This window comes from Streptomyces tremellae, assembly GCF_039540215.1.
In the GTDB taxonomy this organism is placed as follows: Bacteria; Actinomycetota; Actinomycetes; order Streptomycetales; family Streptomycetaceae; genus Streptomyces; species Streptomyces tremellae.
The window spans coordinates 65,120-84,576 of sequence record NZ_BAABEP010000012.1; the positions used below are offsets into that span (position 1 = coordinate 65,120).

The 19,457-nt window shown below is 73.2% G+C and carries 18 protein-coding genes; 16 read left to right on the forward strand and 2 right to left on the reverse strand.

Annotated features, from left to right (window positions below; genetic code table 11):
- The first annotated feature begins 103 nt into the window (after positions 1 to 103).
- The 13 genes from ABEA77_RS11735 (at position 104) to hydA (ending at position 13,774) form a co-directional block, all read left to right on the forward strand.
- Positions 104 to 883 (forward strand): exodeoxyribonuclease III, encoded by a 780-nt coding sequence (locus tag ABEA77_RS11735; RefSeq protein WP_345645029.1) that lies wholly within the window; start codon positions 104 to 106, stop codon positions 881 to 883.
- Positions 884 to 1,029: 146 nt separating this feature from the next.
- The gene (locus tag ABEA77_RS11740) at positions 1,030 to 1,737 is read left to right on the forward strand and encodes a GntR family transcriptional regulator (protein WP_345645032.1); all 708 of its coding nucleotides are present in this window, start codon (positions 1,030 to 1,032) and stop codon (positions 1,735 to 1,737) included.
- A 166-nt stretch (positions 1,738 to 1,903) separates the two neighbouring features.
- Complete coding sequence (locus ABEA77_RS11745; RefSeq protein ID WP_345645035.1) at positions 1,904 to 2,617, forward strand: DUF969 domain-containing protein; 714 nt, start codon at positions 1,904 to 1,906, stop codon at positions 2,615 to 2,617.
- On the forward strand, positions 2,614 to 3,582 hold the full coding sequence (locus tag ABEA77_RS11750) for a DUF979 domain-containing protein (protein ID WP_345645038.1): 969 nt from the start codon (positions 2,614 to 2,616) through the stop codon (positions 3,580 to 3,582). Before ABEA77_RS11745 ends, ABEA77_RS11750 begins: the two co-directional genes overlap by 4 nt.
- A 19-nt stretch (positions 3,583 to 3,601) precedes the next feature.
- A complete protein-coding gene (gene pcp / locus ABEA77_RS11755) occupies positions 3,602 to 4,243 on the forward strand; it encodes a pyroglutamyl-peptidase I (RefSeq protein WP_345645040.1) in 642 nt (213 codons plus the stop codon).
- Positions 4,240 to 5,298, forward strand: a complete 1,059-nt coding sequence (locus ABEA77_RS11760; protein ID WP_345645043.1) for a DUF2891 family protein — start codon at positions 4,240 to 4,242, stop codon at positions 5,296 to 5,298. Before pcp ends, ABEA77_RS11760 begins: the two co-directional genes overlap by 4 nt.
- A 117-nt stretch (positions 5,299 to 5,415) precedes the next feature.
- Positions 5,416 to 5,856, forward strand: a complete 441-nt coding sequence (locus ABEA77_RS11765) for a DUF6278 family protein (RefSeq protein ID WP_345645045.1) — start codon at positions 5,416 to 5,418, stop codon at positions 5,854 to 5,856.
- A gap of 654 nt (positions 5,857 to 6,510) precedes the next feature.
- On the forward strand, positions 6,511 to 8,325 hold the full coding sequence (ggt, locus tag ABEA77_RS11770; RefSeq protein WP_345645048.1) for a gamma-glutamyltransferase: 1,815 nt from the start codon (positions 6,511 to 6,513) through the stop codon (positions 8,323 to 8,325).
- 132 nt (positions 8,326 to 8,457) lie between these two features.
- Positions 8,458 to 9,660, forward strand: coding sequence for an alginate lyase family protein (locus ABEA77_RS11775; RefSeq protein WP_345645051.1), 1,203 nt, complete (start codon positions 8,458 to 8,460; stop codon positions 9,658 to 9,660).
- Positions 9,661 to 9,680: 20 nt separating this feature from the next.
- The gene (locus ABEA77_RS11780) at positions 9,681 to 10,085 is read left to right on the forward strand and encodes a PPOX class F420-dependent oxidoreductase (RefSeq protein WP_345645054.1); all 405 of its coding nucleotides are present in this window, start codon (positions 9,681 to 9,683) and stop codon (positions 10,083 to 10,085) included.
- 93 nt (positions 10,086 to 10,178) lie between these two features.
- Positions 10,179 to 11,051 (forward strand): nitrilase-related carbon-nitrogen hydrolase, encoded by an 873-nt coding sequence (locus tag ABEA77_RS11785; RefSeq protein WP_345645056.1) that lies wholly within the window; start codon positions 10,179 to 10,181, stop codon positions 11,049 to 11,051.
- Positions 11,048 to 12,331 (forward strand): aspartate aminotransferase family protein, encoded by a 1,284-nt coding sequence (locus tag ABEA77_RS11790; protein WP_345645059.1) that lies wholly within the window; start codon positions 11,048 to 11,050, stop codon positions 12,329 to 12,331. The genes ABEA77_RS11785 and ABEA77_RS11790 overlap by 4 nt, the downstream gene beginning before the upstream one ends.
- Positions 12,332 to 12,370: 39 nt before the next feature.
- The gene (hydA, locus tag ABEA77_RS11795) at positions 12,371 to 13,774 is read left to right on the forward strand and encodes a dihydropyrimidinase (protein ID WP_345645062.1); all 1,404 of its coding nucleotides are present in this window, start codon (positions 12,371 to 12,373) and stop codon (positions 13,772 to 13,774) included.
- Between the two features lie 30 nt (positions 13,775 to 13,804).
- Here hydA and ABEA77_RS11800 read toward each other — a convergent pair whose 3' ends face one another.
- Both ABEA77_RS11800 and ABEA77_RS11805 read right to left on the reverse strand, forming a co-directional pair.
- Complete coding sequence (locus tag ABEA77_RS11800; RefSeq protein WP_345645065.1) at positions 13,805 to 15,034, reverse strand: beta-1,3-glucanase family protein; 1,230 nt, start codon at positions 15,032 to 15,034, stop codon at positions 13,805 to 13,807.
- A gap of 224 nt (positions 15,035 to 15,258) precedes the next feature.
- Positions 15,259 to 16,302 (reverse strand): LacI family DNA-binding transcriptional regulator, encoded by a 1,044-nt coding sequence (locus ABEA77_RS11805; protein ID WP_345645068.1) that lies wholly within the window; start codon positions 16,300 to 16,302, stop codon positions 15,259 to 15,261.
- Positions 16,303 to 16,580: 278 nt separating this feature from the next.
- On the opposite strand from ABEA77_RS11805, the gene ABEA77_RS11810 reads away from it, so the two are divergent.
- From ABEA77_RS11810 to ABEA77_RS11820, 3 genes are read left to right on the forward strand one after another with little or no spacing between them, the layout of a single operon-like run.
- A complete protein-coding gene (locus ABEA77_RS11810) occupies positions 16,581 to 17,729 on the forward strand; it encodes a Gfo/Idh/MocA family protein (RefSeq protein ID WP_345645071.1) in 1,149 nt (382 codons plus the stop codon).
- Positions 17,726 to 18,649, forward strand: a complete 924-nt coding sequence (locus ABEA77_RS11815) for a DUF6807 domain-containing protein (protein ID WP_345645074.1) — start codon at positions 17,726 to 17,728, stop codon at positions 18,647 to 18,649. Before ABEA77_RS11810 ends, ABEA77_RS11815 begins: the two co-directional genes overlap by 4 nt.
- A complete protein-coding gene (locus ABEA77_RS11820; protein ID WP_345645076.1) occupies positions 18,646 to 19,371 on the forward strand; it encodes a cupin domain-containing protein in 726 nt (241 codons plus the stop codon). The genes ABEA77_RS11815 and ABEA77_RS11820 overlap by 4 nt, the downstream gene beginning before the upstream one ends.
- Positions 19,372 to 19,457: the final 86 nt, after the last annotated feature.

The window sequence follows — 19,457 nt, forward strand, 5'->3', positions numbered from 1 at the left end:
GCCCCGGCACCTTCCCGGCCAGTGGCCGGGGCACCCTCCAGGCGCCGGCCCCCGCTCCCTGATCCAGGCGGAGGGCCCCAGACCGCCGATTACAGTGGTGGGCATGCGCATCGCCACGTGGAACGTCAACTCGGTCACTGCCCGGCTGCCGCGGCTGCTCGCCTGGCTGGAGAGCAGCGGCACGGACGTGCTCTGCCTCCAGGAGGCCAAGACCACCGAGGAGCAGTTCCCGGTGGCCGAGCTGAGCGCCGCGGGGTACGAGTGCGCCGTCCACGCCACCGGCAGGTGGAACGGGGTGGCGGTGCTCTCCCGCGCCGGCCTCGCCGACGTGGTGCGCGGCCTGCCCGGCGGCCCGGAGTACGAGGGCGTGGCGGAGCCCCGCGCCGTCAGCGCGACCTGCGGACCCGTCCGCGTCTGGTCGGTCTACGTGCCCAACGGCCGCGAGGTCGGCCACGACCACTACGCGTACAAGCTGCGGTGGCTCGCGGCGCTCAAGGACGCGGTCGCGGCCGACGCGGCGGCGGCCCGGCCCTTCGCCGTCCTCGGCGACTTCAACATCGCGCCCGCGGACGAGGACGTCTGGGACCGCTCGGCCTTCGACGGCGCCACCCATGTCACCGAGCCCGAGCGCGCCGCACTCGCCGGGCTGCGCGGGACGGGCCTGAGCGACGTGGTGCCCCGCCCGCTCAAGTACGACCACCCGTTCACGTACTGGGACTACCGGCAGCTCGGCTTCCCCAAGAACCGCGGCATGCGCATCGACCTCGTGTACGGGAACGCGGCGTTCGCCTCCGCGGTCAAGGACAGCTATGTGGATCGCGAGGAGCGCAAGGGCAAGGGCGCGTCGGACCACGCCCCGGTCGTGGTGGACCTCGACGTCTGAGGGGCCGTCCAGGGGCCGCGCGGCGTGGGGAATCCGGCCGTAACCTCCTCGAAACAATTGTTCAACGATCCTCCCTGGGGATAGTGTTTCGTTCCGGTAACCCGGCTGCAACGGGCCGACCTGTCCGCCCAGGGGGGAAGATCCGCATGAGCGCCGACCTCGGTCCCGGTCTGACCGGACTGCTCGCCGACCGCAGGCTGCTGAGCCGCAAGAGCACGGCGGAGCGGGTGGCCGCGATACTGCGCGAGCGCATCGCCCAGGGCTCCTTCCCGCCGGGCAGCCGCCTGTCGGAGGAGCGGATCGGGCAGGCGCTCGGCATCTCCCGCAACACGCTGCGCGAGGCGTTCCGCCTGCTCACCCACGAGCGGCTGCTGGTGCACCGGCTCAACAGGGGCACCTTCGTGCGGGTGCTCACGGCCGCCGACATCGCGGACATCTACCGGGTGCGCCAGGTGGTCGAGTGCGCGGCCGTACGGGCGCACGGCGCGCGTCCCGCACCGCTCGACGACGTCGAGGGCGCGGTCGAGGCGGGCCGCGCCGCCGCCGAGGCCGGCGACTGGGCCGCCTGCGGCACCGCGAACATCCACTTCCACCAGGCCGTCGCGGGGCTCGCGGGCAGCGAGCGGCTCGACGACCTGATGCGCGGCGTCCTCGCGGAACTGCGCCTGGCATTCCACATCATGGATGATCCGCGCCGCTTCCACGAGCCGTACCTCACCCGCAACCGCGAACTCCTCACCGCGCTCGCCTCCGGTGACGCGGACGGTGCCGAGCGCATGCTCGGTTTCTATCTGGAGGACTCCAGAAGGCAGTTGGCCGAGGCGTACCCCGAGCCCGCGGGCCTGCCGGACTGACGGCCGGCCCCCGCGGGGACCGGCGGGGGCCGTGCGGGCGCGAGGAGCGCGGAAAACCTGTGGTCCCTCTACCCTTGTCGGATCGTTCAACAATCATCTAGCCTCCGTGCACACCCCCCGGTCCGCGCCGCCGTCGCGCAACCCCTGTACGGAAGGCCGAGAGCACATGATCGTTCTGCTCGGTGTCCTCGTGGTGATCCTCGGATTCGCCACGAGGCGCAACCCTCTGCTGGTCGTCGGAGTCGCCGGGATCGTCACCGGAGTGCTCGGCAAGCTCTCTCCCGACGAGATCCTCAAGACGTTCGGCGAGAGCTTCGCCTCAAGCCGCTCCGTGACGATTTTCGCCATCACCCTGCCCGTCATCGGGCTGCTGGAGCGCAACGGCCTCCAGCAGCAGGCCCGTACGCTCATCGGGAAGCTCGGCAGCCTCACCACGGGCCGCTTCCTCACGCTCTACCTGCTGCTGCGCCAGCTGACCGCGGCGGTCGGCCTCCAGACCATCGGCGGGCCCGCGCAGAGCGTCCGGCCGATGATCGCGCCGATGGCCGAGGCGGCCGCCGAGCGCAAGAACGGCGGGCGCCCGCTGCCCCGCGCGATCCGCGACAAGGTCCGCTCGCACGCGGCGGGCGCGGACACGGTCGGCGTGTTCTTCGGGGAGGACATCTTCCTGGCCATCGGCTCCATCCTGCTGATCACCGGCCTGGTCGACGCCACGTACCACGCGCACCTGGAACCGCTCGACCTCGCGCTGTGGGCGATACCCAGCGCGATCTGCGCCTTCCTCGTCCACGGCGCCAGGCTGCTGCGCTTCGACCGCACGCTCGAACGCGAGCTGGTCGTCGCCAACGCCGAGCTCGACGTCGAGGAGTCGGCGAAATGATCAAGGCTGAATGGTTCTACTGGCTGGTCGGCGCCGTCTTCATCGTCATGGGCCTCCAGACGCTGACGGACCGCACCAACGCCAGACGCCTCACCTCGGGCACCTTCTGGACGCTCCTCGGCGTCACTTTCTTCTACAGCTCCTGGGTCGTCGACAAGACCCTCCCCTCCGAACCCCTCGGCGTCGCCGTCCTCGTGCTGATCTGCCTCGGCGGCTTCAACCTCGTCGGCAAGGGCACTCCGAAGACGACCGACGAGAAGCAGCGGACCGAACTCGCCAGGCGCTTCGGCAGCAAGCTGTTCGTCCCCGCCCTGACCATCCCGGTCGTCGCGGTGATCTGCGCCGTCGTGATCCCGAAGTTCCACTTCGGCGGCCACGTGGTCTTCGAGAAGGGCAACGAGACCATCCTCGGCCTCGGCGTCGGCTCGGTCGTCGCGCTGATCGTCGGCATGTGGGTGCTGCGCGAGCCCCGGATCTCCGTACCCGTCCACGCGGGCCGCGGCATGCTGGAGTCCATGGGCTGGGCCCTGCTGCTGCCGCAGCTGCTCGCGGTGCTCGGCGCCATCTTCCAGGCGGCGGGCGTGGGGACGCAGGTCGGCAAGGTCACCGAGAAGATCCTGCCGAACGGGCAGGTCCTCGCGGCCGTGGCCCTCTACTGCGTCGGCATGTTCGTCTTCACCGTGATCATGGGCAACGCGTTCGCCGCCTTCCCCGTGATGACGGCCGCCGTGGGCTGGCCCGTCCTCGTCGAGCACCTGCACGGCAACGCCGCGGCGGTCATGGCCGTCGGCATGCTCGCCGGGTTCTGCGGCACGCTCTGCACGCCGATGGCGGCCAACTTCAACCTCGTGCCGGCCGCCCTGCTCGAACTCAAGGACCAGTACGGGCCGATCAAGGTGCAGGCCCCGACCGCGATCGTGCTGCTCGTCTGCAACATCTTCATCATCTACTTCTTCGCGTTCTGACCGCTCGGACGGAGCACCCATGAAAGTCCTGATCACCGGCTTCGAACCGTTCGGCGGAGAGGGCGTGAACCCCTCGTGGTCCGCGGCGCGGCTGGTCGCCGAGGCCCGCCCCTGCGGGTTCGACACCACCGCGGTCCGCCTCAGCTGCGTCTACGGGAAGGCCATCGCGGAGTTGCGCGCCGCCGTCGCCGACACCGGCCCCGACCTGGTCCTGTGCGCGGGCCAGGCGGGCGGCAGGACCGGCCTCAGCGTCGAGCGCGTCGCCGTCAACGTGGACGACGCCCGCATCCCCGACAACGCGGGCAACCAGCCGGTGGACGAGCCGATCGTGCCCGGCGGCCCTGTCGCCTACCTCTCCTCCCTGCCGGTCAAGGCGTGCGTCGCGGCGGTGCGCGAGGCGGGTCTGCCCGCCTCGGTCTCCGGGACCGCGGGCAACTTCCTGTGCAACCACGTCTTCTACGGCCTCGCCCACCTCATCGCCACCGAGCGGCCGGGACTGCGCGGCGGCTTCGTGCACGTCCCGTACGCGCCCGAGCAGGTCGTCGGCAAGGCCGAACCGTCCATGTCCGTCCAGGACATCGCGCGCGGCCTCGCCGTGATCGTCGAGACCGCCGCACGTACCACCACGGACCTGGGGGTCCCGGAAGGAGCGACGCATTGACCGCCTCGCCCGAGGCCGCGGGCGCCGCCCCGCGCGCCGCGCTCGCCTCGTACGCCGACACGTTCGCGCGGCTCGCCGTCGCCAACGTCACCCGCGAGTACCCGAACTTCCCCGCGCACCTGCTCGCGGGCCCCGACGAGCCGGTCGCGCCCCGGGCGTACCACCCGGCCTTCTACGGGGCCTACGACTGGCACTCCGCGGTGCACATGCACTGGCTCGCGCTGCGCCTGCTGAACCGCTACCCGCTCGCGGCGGCCGAGGCCGCGGCGGTCACCGAGGCGCTGGACGCGCACCTCACCCCCGAGGCGCTGGCCGCGGAGGCCGCCTACCTCAGGGCGAACCCCTCCTTCGAGCGCCCCTACGGCTGGGCCTGGCTGCTGATGCTCACCGCCGAGAGCGCCGAGAGCGCCGACGGGCGCTGGTACGCCGCGCTCGCGCCGGCCGCCCGTGCTGTCGCCGACCTGGTGCTTGCCTGGCTGCCCAAGGCCCGTTACCCGGTGCGGCACGGCGTGCACGGCAACAGCGCCTTCGCCCTCGGCCTGGTGCTCGACAGCGCGGACCGCGCCGGAGTGCCCCACCTGGTCGAACCGGTCCGCGCGAAGCTGCGGGAGTGGTTCGAGGGCGACCACGGCGGCGCGCTGCGCTGGGAGCCGTCAGGGCAGGACTTCCTCTCGCCGCTGCTGACGGAGGCGGACGCGATGCGCCGGGTCGCCGCGCCCGGCGAGTTCGCTGCCTGGACGGCGCGCCTGCTGCCCGAGCTGACGGCGGCGGCCGAGTCGGGGGAGCGGCTGCTCCTCGCGCCGCCGGAGGTCACCGACCCGGCCGACGGCCAGATCGGCCATCTGCACGGCCTCTGCTTCAGCCGGGCCGCCGCCCTCTACGCCCTGGCGGACGCGTTGGGCGACGCGCGCTCCGGGCTGCTGCGCGACACGGCTGACGCCCATCTGGCGGCGGGGCTCTCCGCGCTCGGCTCTGGCGACTTCACCACGGACCACTGGCTCGCGACCTTCGCCGTTCTCGCCCTGGAGGCGTCCGGGGCGCAGGCCGCGGCCTGACGGCGGAACCGGGGGGCCCGGCCGGGCCCCCCGGACGGTCGCACAGCCGTCTCACAGTCCGGAACCCGCCCAGCGCGTCCTGTGGTGCGGCCCCTGTCCGGGTGGCACGCTGGCGGTATGAATATTCCCTTTCTGGACACATGGCGCAACAGGCGGCGCGACGAGGACGACGTGTCGTCGCCGGCCGCCGCCGCCCGTGAACAGGAGGGGATCACCGAGCTGCTCTCCGAGTGCGAACTGCTGCGGGTGCGTGCGATGCGCCTCGGCCTGCGGCTCGACGACTCGGTCGACTCGCTCTCCGCGCTCGACCAGCTGCCCCCGCTGTGGCGCGAGGACCCGGAGGAGCTGCCGTGGCTCGGCAACGACGCGGGCCTCTACCTCGGCTCGGTGATCGTCCGTACGGTCCCGGGCGCGCGGTGGCACATCTGGCCCACCGGGCAGCCCGTGGTGCGGCTCGCGTCGGGCCGCGAGGTGCAGGTCGTGGAGTCCGGCATCGAGTGGGCGGTCGGTGGCGCCCCCGAACTCGCCCAGGTCTACGCGGAGGCCGCGGAGGCATGACATCCCGAATGGGCGAACTGTCGAGAACTGGCAGTAAATAACGCTTATGCCGGATTTATGCGTGTCGTCCTCGAAGTCCCTTGGGTGCGTGGATAGTTTGCGCTGACCTCGACAGAGCCGAGAATGGGGTAGGGCAGCGTATGGCCGTCGAACCGTTGATCGAGCCGCATCCGCGCAGAGCAGGACCTCCGGGCTCGATCTCGACTAGGGTCTCTCGTCTGGGACGGGCCGGATCCGCGAGCGTGGTCCGGTGCCCGGGGAGCGTTCCCGGGGCACGGGAGCCCGGCGCGATCCGGACGAGCGGTCCCGGGGCGGGTGCTTCGCCCCTGCCGGGACCGGCGGCCGAGGGCAGCGCCCCGGCCGCACCAGGGACGCTGCTGCGAGGCGCGCGGTAGCTCAGGGGCAGCGGCCCGGTCCTGACGGCAGCCGGAGATCACTTCTCTGTTCAGGGGAGAAGGTCAGCTGCGGGACGGCCGGGTGGTGCTCGGCGTGGAGCGGGCCCCCACCGCGTACGTGCGCGGCGGGGGCCCGCTCTCTTTCCCCCTCCCCGGCGTTTCCCGGTGCCCCCTGCCCCGGAGTGACGTGTTCCTGACGAGAAGTGGGACCGCGGGCTACGCTTCCCGGACCGATCACCCACCGGGTACGGAGGTACGGATGCGCCGCTCCACCGCACGCAATGTCTCGGTCCTCGCCGTGGCCGCCGCCCTGCTCACCGCGGGCGCCGCCGCGCCGCCGTCCGCACGCGACGCCCCGCGCGCGCCCGCCAAGACCCCGGTCGCCACCGGCTACGGGGGAGCGGTGGCCAGCGTGGACGCGGACGCCTCTGCGGCCGGCCTCCAGGTCCTCAAGTCGGGCGGGAACGCCGTGGACGCCGCCGTCGCGACCGCCGCCGCGCTCGGCGTCACCGAGCCCTACTCGGCCGGCATCGGCGGGGGCGGCTACTTCGTCTACTACGACGCGAGGACCCGCACGGTCCACACCGTGGACGGCCGGGAGACGGCGCCCGCCTCCGCCGACTCCTCACTCTTCCTCGACGAGAACGGCAAGCCGCTGCCGTTCGACGACGCCGTCACGAGCGGCCGCAGCGTCGGCGCGCCCGGCACCGCCGCCACCTGGGACAGCGCCCTGCGCGCCTGGGGCAGCAGGCCACTGGGGCAGGTCCTGAGGCCCGCCGAACACCTCGCCAAGGACGGCTTCACCGTCGACGACACCTTCAGGTCGCAGACCGCGTCCAACGCGGCGCGCTTCGCAGACTTCCCCGACACGGCGAAGCTGTTCCTGCCGGGCGGCCGCCCGCCCGCCGTGGGATCCACCCTGAAGAACCCCGATCTGGCCCGCACCTACGAGAAGTTGGGGCGCCAGGGCATCGGACTGCTCTACCACGGGGACCTCGGCAAGGACATCGTGCGCACCGTGCGCACCCCGCCCGTCAGGCCCGGCAGCACACGCGTCGTGCGCCCCGGCGACCTCACCACCCGCGACCTCGCCGGCTACCGCACGGTCTTCCGCAAGCCCACCGAGGTCTCCTACCGGGGGCTCGACGTGTACGGGATGGCGCCGTCCTCCTCCGGCGGCACCACCGTCGGCGAGGCGCTGAACATCCTGGAGAACACCGACCTCAAGCACGCCTCGCAGACGCAGTACCTGCACCACTACATCGAGGCCGGCAGGATCGCCTTCGCCGACCGCGGCCGCTGGGTCGCCGACCCGGCGTACGAGGACGTGCCGACCGGCGCCCTGCTCTCCCAGCGGTTCGCCGACTCCCGCGCCTGCCTGATCAGCGCCGGCCACGCGCTCACCAGCCCCCTCGCCGCCGGCGACCCGCGCCACCCGGTCCCCTGCGCCGACAGCGGGAAGGCCGCGCCCACCACGTACGAGGGACAGAACACCACGCACCTCACCGTCGCCGACCGGTGGGGCGACGTCGTCGCCTACACCCTCACCATCGAGCAGACCGGCGGCAGCGCGATGACCGTGCCGGGCCGCGGCTTCCTGCTCAACAACGAGCTGACGGACTTCTCCTTCACGCCCGCCGACCCGGCCGTGCCCGACCCGAACCTGCCGGGACCCGGCAAGCGACCGCGCTCCTCGATCTCGCCGACCGTCGTCCTCGACCGGCAGCACCGGCCGGTCTTCGCGATCGGCTCGCCCGGCGGCGCCAGCATCATCACCACGGTCCTCCAGACCCTGGTCAACCACGTGGACCGGGGCATGCCGCTGGTCGACGCGATCGCCGCGCCCCGCGCGAGCCAGCGCAACGCGGCCGCCACGGAACTGGAACCCGCCCTCTACGACAGCCCGTTGAGGGCGAAACTCGAAGCGCTCGGCCAGAAGTTCACCGAGGTGGACGAGATCGGCGCGGCCACCGGCGTCGAGCGCCTGCCCGACGGCCGCTGGCAGGCCGCGGCCGAGAAGGTCCGCAGGGGCGGCGGCTCCGCGATGGTCGTCCACCCGGCGGGCCCGCAGTAGGACGCGCGGGGCGCCCACGACCCGCGGGGGCGCCCCGCCTGCCCGCCGCCGCCCCGGCGACCGCCCGCGCCCGCGTCACCCCTGCGGGGCGCCCGGATTGCGGGGCGGCGCCGCCGGGGACACCGTGGCTGCGTGCCCCTACGCAAAGTGATCGCCGGTGTCGCCGCGCTGTGCGCGCTCGCCCTGCTGCCCGCCTGCGCGGGCCCGTCCCCGCACGCGGCGTCCGCGCCCGGCGGCGACCCCGTACGCTTCCGGCACCCCGGCGTCGTGGTCGGCGCCGGCCAGCTGGCGACCGTGCGCACGGAGGTGCGGGCCCACCGGGAGCCCTGGGCCTCCGCCTTCCGGCAGATGAGCGCGAGCAGGTACGCGGCGGCCGACTACACGCCCCACCCCTCGGCGACCGTCGCCTGCCAGTCCAACCACGGCACGCCCGCCTGCGTCTTCGAACGGGACGACGCCGTCGCCGCGTACACCCAGGCGCTGCTGTGGTCCGTGACCGGGCAGCCCGCCCACGCCCGCAAGGCCGTGCAGATCATGGACGCCTGGTCCGCCGTCGTCAAACGCCACACGCTCAGCGACGCGGACCTCCAGAGCGCCTGGACGGGATCCTCCTGGGTCAGGGCCGCGGAGCTGGTGCACGCCACCTACCCGCAGTGGCGCGAGCCCGCCGTCATGCGGTTCAAGTGGATGCTGCGCAAGGCGTACCTGCCCGACCTCGTCGCCAAGGTGCCCGACTACAACGGCAACTGGGAACTCGCCATGACGGACGCCGAGATGGGCATGGCGGTCTTCCTGGAGGACCACCGGATGTTCGCGCACGCCGTCTCCCGCTTCCGGGCCCGCGTCCCCGCCTACTTCTACCTGTCCTCCGACGGCAGGCTGCCCAAGCCGCCGCCCGGCGGCACCGAGCGCACCCCGGCGCGGCTCGCCTCCTACTGGTTCGGCCAGCGCACCTACGCCGACGGGCTCGGCCAGGAGACCTGCCGCAACTTCATGCACATCGGCTACTCGCTCGCCGCGACCGCGCACATCGCGGAGACCGCCTGGCACCAGGGCGTCGACCTCTACGGCGAGCAGGCGGAACGGCTGCGCGCCGCCCTGGAGTTCCACGCCCGCTACCAGCTCGGCGCCCGCCCGCCCTCCTGGCTGTGCGGCGGCAAGGTGACCCGCACGATGGGGCCCGACCTGGAGGTCGCCTACAACCACCTCCACGGCAGGCTGCACCTCTCCATGCCGCAGACCGCGCGCCTGGTGAGGAAGGACCGGCCCGCGGGCACGGACGGCCTCTTCGTGTCCTGGGAGACGCTCACCCACGCGGACAACCCGGGCGCCTGACAAGGCGTAGCCTTCCGCCCGTGACCAGCCTCGACCGACGCACCCTCGACGCCCTCGCCCGCAGCCGCTACGTCAGCCTGACCACGTACCGCGAGGACGGCCTCGGCATCGACACGCCGGTGTGGCACGCGGTGGACCACCGCACCCTCTACGTCCTGACCCGCGCCGACTCCTGGAAGGTCCGGCGCATCCGCCGCACCCCGCGCGCCGTCGTCACCGTGTGCACGGTCCGCGGCCGGATCGAGCAGGGCGCCGTACGGGCCGAGGGCACCGCGCGCCTGCTGCCGGAAGCGGACGAACTCGACCATGTGCGCGGGCTGCTCGCCGGCAAGTACGGCTGGCAGTACCGCGTCACCGACCTGTCGGCCCGGCTCACCGGCGGACGCAGGCGGCACCCGATGACGGGCATCGCCGTCGCGCTGTGAAGCGGCCCCTGCCGCATTCGGGTGAGGGTGCTCTTGCCCCGGTTCGTGCCGGGGCTTACGTTCGACGGGTCAGCTGATCCGAAGGAGCAGCCCGTGACCGACCCCTCCGAAGCCCCCGGGACCCGGTCCCGCACGGTGCGCGCCGCCCTCGTCCAGGCGACCTGGACGGGGGAGACCGAGTCGATGATCGCGAAGCACGAGGAGCACGCCCGCGAGGCGGCCCGGCAGGGCGCGCGGATCCTGGGCTTCCAGGAGGTGTTCAACGCCCCCTACTTCTGCCAGGTGCAGGAGCCCGAGCACTACCGCTGGGCCGAGCCGGTCCCCGACGGGCCCACCGTCACCCGGATGCGCGAACTCGCCCGCGAGACCGGGATGGTGCTCGTCGTGCCGGTCTTCGAGGCCGAGGGCCCCGGCTTCTTCTACAACACCGCGGCCGTGATCGACGCGGACGGCTCGTACCTCGGCAAGTACCGCAAGCACCACATCCCGCAGCTGCCCGGCTTCTGGGAGAAGTACTACTTCAGGCCCGGCAACGCGGGCTGGCCGGTCTTCGACACCGCGGCCGGCCGGGTCGGCGTGTACATCTGCTACGACCGCCACTTCCCGGAGGGCTGGCGCCAACTCGGCCTGAACGGCGCCGAGATCGTCTACAACCCGTCCGCCACCTCGCGGGGCCTCTCCGCGCACCTCTGGCAGCTCGAACAGCCGGCGGCGGCCGTCGCCAACGCGTACTTCGTCGCCGCGATCAACCGGGTGGGCCGCGAGGAGTACGGCGACGACGACTTCTACGGCACCAGCTACTTCGCCGACCCGCGGGGCCGGTTCGTCGGCGCCACCGCGAGCGACAAGGAGGAGGAACTCCTCGTGCGGGACCTGGACCTCTCCCTCATCGACGAGGTGCGGCGGCAGTGGGCGTTCTACCGCGACCGCAGGCCCGACGCCTACGAGGGGCTGGCCACGCCATGACCGAGCCGCTGCACGACCGCCACCGCGCCGTACTGCCCGACTGGCTCAGCCTCTACTACGACGAGCCCCTCGAACTCACCCACGGGGAGGGCCGCCACGTCTGGGACGCCGAGGGCAGGCGCTACCTCGACTTCTTCGGCGGCATCCTCACCACCATGACCGCGCACGCGCTGCCCGAGGTCACCAAGGCCGTCAGCGAGCAGGCCGCGCGGATCATCCATTCCTCGACGCTCTACCTCAACCGCCCGATGGTGGAACTCGCGGAGCGCATCGCCGCCCTGTCCTGCATCCCCGACGCGCGCGTCTTCTTCACCACGTCGGGCACCGAGGCCAACGACACCGCGCTGCTGCTCGCCACGGCGTACCGGGGCTCGAACCAGATCCTCGCGATGCGCAACAGCTACCACGGCCGCTCCTTCTCCACGGTCTCCGTCACCGGAAACAAGAGCTGGTCGCCGACGAGCCAGTCGCCGCTCCAGACGGCCTACGTGCACGGGGCGGTGCGCAGCCGCGGCCCCTTCGCGCACCTCGGCGACGCGGAGTTCACCGCCGCGTGCGTCGCCGACCTCAGGGACCTCCTCGGCCACGGCAGGACGCCCGCCGCGCTGATCGCGGAACCCGTCCAGGGCGTCGGCGGCTTCACCATGCCGCCCGACGGCCTCTACGCCGCCTTCCGCGCGGTGCTCGCCGAACACGGCACCCTGTGGATCAGCGACGAGGTGCAGACCGGCTGGGGCCGCACAGGCGACCACTTCTGGGGCTGGCAGGCGCACGCGGAGAACGGCCCGCCGGACATCGTCACCTTCGCCAAGGGCATCGGCAACGGCATGTCCGTCGGCGGTGTGATCGCCCGCGCCGAGATCATGAACTGCATCGACACCAACTCCATCTCCACCTTCGGCGGCAGCCCCGTCACCATGGCGGCCGGCCTCGCCAACCTGGCCTACCTCCTCGAACACGACCTCCAGGGCAACGCCCGCCGCGTCGGCGGCCTGCTCATCGAGCGGCTGCGCGCCACCGCCGCGCAGGTCGACTCCGTGCGCGAGGTGCGCGGCCGCGGCCTGATGGCCGGCGTCGAACTCGTCAGGCCCGGCACCGACGAGGCGTCGCCCGAGCGGGCCGCCGCCGTGCTGGAAGCGGCCCGCGAGGACGGCCTCCTGATCGGCAAGGGCGGCGGGCACGACACGAGCGTGCTGCGGATCGCCCCGCCGATGACCCTGACGGTGGCCGAGGCCGAGGAGGGCGCCGCCGTACTCGACCGCGCGCTGCGCACCGTCTGACACCGCCGTACCGCGCCTACCGAAGGGCGAGCGCCGCCAATGACCACCCGTACCCTCGTCCGCGGCGGCCTCGTCGTCACCGCCGCGGACGAGACCCGCGCAGACGTGTTGATCGAGGACGGCAGGATCGCCGCGCTCGCCGCCCACGACACGGACACCGCCAGGGGCTGGAGCGCGGGCACCGTCATCGACGCCACCGGCCGCTACGTCCTCCCCGGCGGCGTGGACGCGCACACCCACATGGAGATGCCGTTCGGCGGCACCTACGCCTCCGACACCTTCGAGACCGGCACCCGCGCCGCGGCCTGGGGCGGCACCACGACCATCGTCGACTTCGCCATCCAGTCGCGCGGGCAGACCCTGCGCCAGGGGCTCGACGCGTGGTTCGCCAAGGCCGACGGCAGGTGCGCGGTGGACTACGGCTTCCACATGATCCTCTCCGACGTGAATGAGCACTCGCTCGCGGAGATGGACCTGCTCGTCCAGGAGGGCGTCACGTCCTTCAAGCTGTTCATGGCCTACCCGGGTGTCTTCTACAGCGACGACGGCCGCATCCTGCGCGCGATGCAGCGCGCCGCGGGCAACGGCGGCCTGGTGATGACGCACGCCGAGAACGGCATCGCCATCGACGTCCTCGTGCAGCAGGCCCTCGCGGAGGGCCGTACCGACCCGCGCGCCCACGGCGAGGTGCGCAGGGCGCTGCTGGAAGCGGAGGCCACCCACCGCGCGATCCAGCTCGCCCGGGTCGCGGGCGCCCCGCTCTACGTGGTGCACGTGTCGGCGCAGGAGGCGCTGGCGGAGATCGCCGCGGCCCGCGACCTGGGTCTTCCGGTCCACGCCGAGACCTGCCCGCAGTACCTGTTCCTGTCCACGGACAACCTCGCGGAGCCGGACTTCGAGGGCGCCAAGTACGTCTGCTCCACGCCGCTGCGCCCCCGCGAGCACCAGGAGGCGCTCTGGCGCGGGCTGCGGACCGACGACCTCCAGGTCGTCTCCACCGACCACTGCCCGTTCTGCTTCGCGGGCCAGAAGGACCTGGGCCGCGGCGACTTCTCGAAGATCCCCAACGGGATGCCCGGCGTCGAGAACCGCATGGACCTGCTGCACCAGGGCGTGGTCGAGGGCCGCATCACCCGCCGCCGCTGGATCGACCTGGCCTGCGCCGCGCCCGCGCGGATGTTCGGCCTCTACCCGAAGAAGGGCACCCTCGCGCCCGGTTCCGACGCCGACCTCGTCGTCTACGACCCGCACGCCGAGCAGGTCATCTCCGCCGCCACCCACCACATGAACGTCGACTACTCGGCGTACGAGGGCCGGCGGGTGACGGGCCGCGTCGAGACGGTGCTGTCCCGCGGCGTGCCGGTGATCGAGAACGGCGCCTATGTGGGGCGTGCGGGCCACGGCGGCTACCTGCCGCGGGGGACCGGCCAGTACGCGCACTGAGCGCGGTCCCCCGCGGCGCGGGCCGCGGGGTCAGCCGCCGAGCGTGACCGTCCAGGACGTGGGCGCACCGTCCTGGATATGGCCGTCGACAGGCGCCGCGCCGGTGGGGCCGACGTCGTCGTACGGGAAGGCGTAGCCGATGTCCGCGTGCTCGTGCACGAGCCGCGCGTAGTGGTTGGTCACGGACTCGGTGTAGTACTGGTCGGGCTTGACCCCGTCTGGCTGGTTGCCGCCGCCGGAGACCAGCAGGCTGCTGCGGTTGATCGCGGCGGCGAGCCGGGCCGCGACGGCGCCGCGGGCGTCCGAGCCGGAGTTGTACAGCGGGCCGCTCGCGCAGCCGAAGATGTCGACGGCGCTCGGCTTGGTGAACGGCACCCCGTTCGTCTCAAGGCCGTCGAACACCAGCGTGTCGCCGGAGACCCGGCCGGTGTAACTGCCGATGCTGCCCTGTCCGTTCACGGTCAGGTCGGTCGACTGGTAGTGGCTCCACACCGAGTCCAGGTACGCGTCCCAGTAGCCGCCGAAGTCGACGGGGGAGTGGGAGGGCGCGAGGACCCGCAGCACGGCGCCCGAGGAGTCGGTGGCGACGAGCTGGTCCCAGGGGGCGCCGTCCGCCGCGTGCTGGTCGCGCAGGCCGTCGGCGATGGCACCGAGCGCCCCGGCGGGCAGCGGGCTCACCGACTGGTCGCCCGCGCTGCCCGAACTCGCCATCGACACCGGAAGCCCGACCATGTCGACATAGCTGATGTTCGCATACAGGTTGGCGCTGTTGTACGTGAACTCGCAGAACGTCCAGTTGGTCTGCCAGTTGGCGTCGTCGGCGACCAGGGCGGGCTGCACGAGGCCGGGCACGCCGCCGTCGCCGCCCGGCGGGTTGACGAAGAACTGGAGCTTCTTGCCGACGGAGAACCACACGCGCCCACCGGTGACGTAGTCACCGAGGGTCAGCTGGGTGGCCGCGGAGTCCGAGCCGCCCAGCGTGATCGCGTAGTCCTGCACCGGGGTCTGCACGGCTGACGGGCTCGGCAGCCGCTGGAAGGCGCCGCCCGAGTCGACGAACCCGGGCCAGCCCGAGTCGTCGGAGCCGCTGACGTACGCGTAAACGGTGTCGCTGCCCGAGTTGTTGCGCAGCGAGAGCGGCAGCGAGGCACCGGCGGCGGACGCGCGCTGCGTCAGCATCCGCGGGGCGAGCGGCGAGGCGAGGGCTGCCGCGGCTCCGGTCGCACCGGCGGTGGCGAGAAATGAACGTCGTGAGAGCAACGTGTTCCTCCTCCGAGGAGGCCGAGACGGGTGGGGGGAGGCTTCCGCGGAGTGGTGGGGTGCGCGGAAGTTCCGAACACTATTGGTCTAGGCCTGGCGTCGCGTCAAGGGCGGGATGCTTCATGCCTGATCAAGGGCCTGCCTCTCGTGCACTTCCGGAGGGTGCAGGACGACCCCGGATGGCTGAGGCGCCGGGCGGGGGCCGCGCGCCGTCGCCCGGCGCCTCACGGCGCCGGCGGCACGCTCCCGCCGAGCGTGGACTCGCGCGCCTGGAGCCAGTGCGGGGCCACGTGCACCTCGAAGGGCAGGGGCGAGTCGGAGCGGATGCGGGCCGCGAGGCACTTCACGGCCAGGGACGCGATGCCGGTCAGATCGGGGACCACGGTGGTGAGGGACGGCGTGCCGTACAGCGCCTCCTGGGAGCCGTCGACACCGGCGAGGGCGATGTCGCCCGGCATGCCGAGCCCCGCCTCGTGCACGGCGCGCCGGGCGCCGACCGCGAGCATGTCGCTGAAGCAGAACACCGCGTCGGGCCGTGCCGCCGGGGGGAGTTCGAGCAGGGAGCGCATCGCGAGCAGGCCGTTGCGGCGGTCGAACTCCTTGACGCGGGGCGCGAGCCGCGGATCGAAGGGCAGGCCCGCCGCGTGCAGCGCCTGCTGGAAGCCTTCGAGCCGCTGCCGGCTGGTGGCCGACGCCTTCTGGTCCACCCCCACCGCCGCGATCCGGGTGCGGCCGAGGCCCGCCAGGTGCGCGGTGGCCTCGCGCGCCGCGGCGACGTTGTCGATGAGCACGTGGTCGGCGACCACGTGCTCCGACTCGAAGCTGCGCTCGCCCAGCAGCACGAGCGGGAACTCGTCCGCGACCGGGGCGAGTTCCGCGGGGGTGACATGGAGGGGCGAGAGGATCACGCCGTCGAGCAGCGACGCGCCGACGCCGGTGGCGAGCCGCAGCTCCTCCGCCGGGTCCCCGAGCGTCTCCTCGATCAGCACGGTCAGGCCGAGCGCCGTGGCCTCCGTCCGCACGTGGTGGGCCAGGTCGGCGAAGTACGGCGTGGTGAGCTCGGGGACGGCGAGCGCGATCAGGCCGCTGCGCCCCGTGCGCAGCCGCCGCGCCGACGGGTTGGGCCGGTAGCCGAGTTCGTGCACGGCGCGCATCACCCGCTCCCGCGTGGCGGGAGAGACCCTGGGGGCATCGCGTACAACGTTGGACACGGTCTTGATCGACACCCCCGCGCGCTCTGCCACGTCCTTCAGCGTCACTGCTGCCACCGCACGGCCCCCTTGCTTGACATCCCTGGATTATGCACACAGGCGGCAGATTCTGTCAGTCGGGGCTCCGGATCGCATCCGGTTCCGCGTTTACCGCCGAACCGTATTCGCGCCGAAGGGTTGACCGCGTGGATACCCGGTGGTTACAACGTTGGAACCGATGGCGAGTGGTTGCTGTCGGACAGGGCGGCGATGCCCGTGCCCCCAGGACGGGGGGCGCCGGCCAGGCGCGGTGCGCCGCCGCAGTACCCACCCGTCCGCCTCACGAGAGGGACCGCATGTCTCGGCATCGTTCGAACGCCCCGCTGCGCACGGCCGTGGTCGGCACCGGGAGCATCGCGCGCTCCAGCCACCTGCCCGCCCTGCGGACGCTGGCCGCTGAGGGGCGCACGGAGGTCGTGGCCGCGGTCGACGTGGACGAGCGCGCGGTACGCGCCTTCGCCGGCGAGTTCGGCATCCCGCACGCCTCCACCGACCTCGACGCGGCGCTCGCCGACGTGCGCCCCGACCTCGTGGTGCTCTGCACACCGCCCGCCGTGCACCGGGAGCAGTCCGCCGCCGCGCTGCGGGCAGGGGCCTGGGTGTGGTGCGAGAAGCCGCCGTGCCCCTCGCTCGCCGACTACGACGCCGTACAGGCGGCGGAGAAGGGCGGCGAGGGCGACCCCTACGCCTCCATCGTCTTCCAGCACCGCTTCGGCTCGGGCGCCCGGCACGTGCGGCGGCTGCTCGCCGAGGGCGCGCTCGGCCGGCCGCTCGTGGCCCACTGCCAGACCACCTGGTACCGGGACGCCGCCTACTACGCCGTGCCGTGGCGCGGACGCTGGGCGGCCGAGGGCGGCGGCCCCGCCATGGGCCACGGCATCCACCAGACGGACCTGCTGCTCGACCTGATGGGCCCGTGGAGCGAGGTGCGCGGCATGGCCGCGAGGCTGGTGCACGACGTGGAGACCGAGGACGTCTCCACCGCGCAGGTGCGCTTCGCGGACGGCGCGCTCGCCACCGTCGTCAACAGCGTCCTCAGCCCCGACGAGATCAGCCGCATCCGCATCGACTGCGAGCGCGCCACCGTCGAGGTCACCCACCTCTACGGCTACCGCAACGCGGACTGGCGCATCACACCCGCCCCCGGCGTCCCGGAGGAGACCGCGGCGCGCTGGCGCGACTTCGGCCCGGACGAGCCCAGCTCGCACCTCGCCCAACTGCGCGCCCTCGTCGGGGACATCGAGGCCGGGCGGCGTCACCCCACCAGCGGGCAGGGCGGCCGGCGCACCCTCGAATTCATCACCGCCCTGTACAAGTCCGCGTTCACCGGCGCCGCCGTGCGCGCCGGCGACATCGCACCGGGCGACCCCTACTACACCGAACTGCACGGCGGCGCCCCGGGCTGGGCCCCGGCCGGCTCCCCGAAGGAGGAGGACCGCGCATGACCCTGGCACTGACCCACGCCCACGGCGACCGGATCACCGTGGCCCACGAGGCGACGGGCACCGAGCTGTTCGCCTACGTGTACCGCCCCGAGGCCGCGTGGGAGGCACCCAAGCCGTACCTGCACCCGCTGCGCACCCTGTCGGGCGCCGTCGTCACCGACTACCGGCCCAACGACCACCGCTGGCACAAGGGGCTGCAACTGACCGCCTCCCACCTGTCAGGACAGAACCTGTGGGGCGGCAACACCTACGTGCACGGCGAGGGCTACCTCCCCCTGCCGGAGAAGGTCGGCTCGATGGCGCACACCGCCTTCGACGAGGTACGCGCCGAGGGCGACCGCGCCGTCATCGCCGAGCGCCTGACCTGGCACCCCCACGACGGGGAGCTGTGGGCCGAGGAGGAGCGCCGCGTCGAGGTCTCGGACATCGACGCGGACGCCAGGAGCTGGTCGCAGACCTGGAGTTCGACCGTCACCAACCGGCGGAGCGAACCGCTGCGCCTCGGCAGCCCCACCACCCACGGCCGCCCGGCCGCCGGCTACACCGGCCTCTTCTGGCGCGGGCCGCGCGCCTTCCGCGACGGGCGGGTCTTCAGCGCGGAGGCCGACGGCGGCGACCTGATGGGCAGCCAGGCCGACTGGCTCGCCTACACCGGCGAGCACGACGGACGCGACGGCCACGCCACCCTCGTCTTCGAGCACGACCCGGCCAACGACCACACCGGCGCCGGCGGCACCCACCCGGCCCACTGGTTCGTGCGCAGCGACCCGTTCGCCGCCGTCGCCCCGTCCTGGGCGTTCCACGAGGAACTCGTCCTCGCCCCCGGCGACACGCTCGCCCGGCGCTACCGCGTCACCTTCGCTGACGGCGCGTGGGACCGCGACCGGGTCGCAGCCCACCTGCGGGGGCTCCCGTGGTGAGCGGCGCGTACGACGGCTTCCCCGGCGCGGTGGGCGTCTCCAGGCTGCGGGTCTACGACTGGCCCACGGCGGACGGCGAGTCCGGGGGCGGCACCCCGCACCTCCACCTCACCTGCACCGAGGGGTACGTGGTGACGGCCGGTACCGGCACGGTGCAGACCCTCACCACCTCGGGCTACCGGGAGACGCCGCTCGAAGCGGGCACCGTCGCCTGGTTCACGCCAGGCACCATCCACCGCCTGACCAACCACGGCGGCCTCGAAATCACCGTCGTGATGCAGAACAGCGGGCTGCCCGAGGCCGGCGACGCGGTGCTCACCCTGCCGCAGCACCTCCTCGCCGACCCCGGGACATACGCCGAGGCGGTACGCATCCCCGCGGACGTGCCGGAGGCGGACCAGGCGGACGTCGCGCGGGCCCGCAGGGACCTGGCGACCGGCCGCTTCCTCGAACTGCGCGAGGCCACCGAGCGCGGCGACCCGGGGCCGCTCGCCGCCTTCCAGCAGGCCGCCGCCGCCCTGGTGCGCCCCCGGCTCGACGCGTGGGAGCGGCGCTGGCGCGCGGGCGCCAGCGCGGCGGCCGAAACGACGGGCGCCCAACTCGGCGCCCTGCGCCGGCAGGACGCCCGCCATCTGACCGCCGCCCGGGTCGGCGCGACCGGGCCCGCGGCCCGCGGCCGCTTCGGCATGTGCGGCCGCCTCGACGTCTACCCGGGGATCTGACCGGCGCGCCCCTCCCGCCGCGGCCCCGCACCGGGCCGGGCGGCGGGCCCGGCCCCGCACCGCCCGCCCCGTGCCCACTCGTTTCC

What these genes read in the sequence shown, in the direction of transcription:
- ggt (WP_345645048.1), top strand. Translation starts at nt 6,511, where the DNA reads ATGCGCCGCTCCACCGCACGCAATGTCTCGGTCCTCGCCGTGGCCGCC.
- hydA (WP_345645062.1), top strand. Translation starts at nt 12,371, where the DNA reads ATGACCACCCGTACCCTCGTCCGCGGCGGCCTCGTCGTCACCGCCGCG.
- ABEA77_RS11740 (WP_345645032.1), top strand. Translation starts at nt 1,030, where the DNA reads ATGAGCGCCGACCTCGGTCCCGGTCTGACCGGACTGCTCGCCGACCGC.
- ABEA77_RS11745 (WP_345645035.1), top strand. Translation starts at nt 1,904, where the DNA reads ATGATCGTTCTGCTCGGTGTCCTCGTGGTGATCCTCGGATTCGCCACG.
- pcp (WP_345645040.1), top strand. Translation starts at nt 3,602, where the DNA reads ATGAAAGTCCTGATCACCGGCTTCGAACCGTTCGGCGGAGAGGGCGTG.
- ABEA77_RS11810 (WP_345645071.1), top strand. Translation starts at nt 16,581, where the DNA reads ATGTCTCGGCATCGTTCGAACGCCCCGCTGCGCACGGCCGTGGTCGGC.
- ABEA77_RS11735 (WP_345645029.1), top strand. Translation starts at nt 104, where the DNA reads ATGCGCATCGCCACGTGGAACGTCAACTCGGTCACTGCCCGGCTGCCG.
- ABEA77_RS11765 (WP_345645045.1), top strand. Translation starts at nt 5,416, where the DNA reads ATGAATATTCCCTTTCTGGACACATGGCGCAACAGGCGGCGCGACGAG.
- ABEA77_RS11815 (WP_345645074.1), top strand. Translation starts at nt 17,726, where the DNA reads ATGACCCTGGCACTGACCCACGCCCACGGCGACCGGATCACCGTGGCC.
- ABEA77_RS11750 (WP_345645038.1), top strand. Translation starts at nt 2,614, where the DNA reads ATGATCAAGGCTGAATGGTTCTACTGGCTGGTCGGCGCCGTCTTCATC.
- ABEA77_RS11790 (WP_345645059.1), top strand. Translation starts at nt 11,048, where the DNA reads ATGACCGAGCCGCTGCACGACCGCCACCGCGCCGTACTGCCCGACTGG.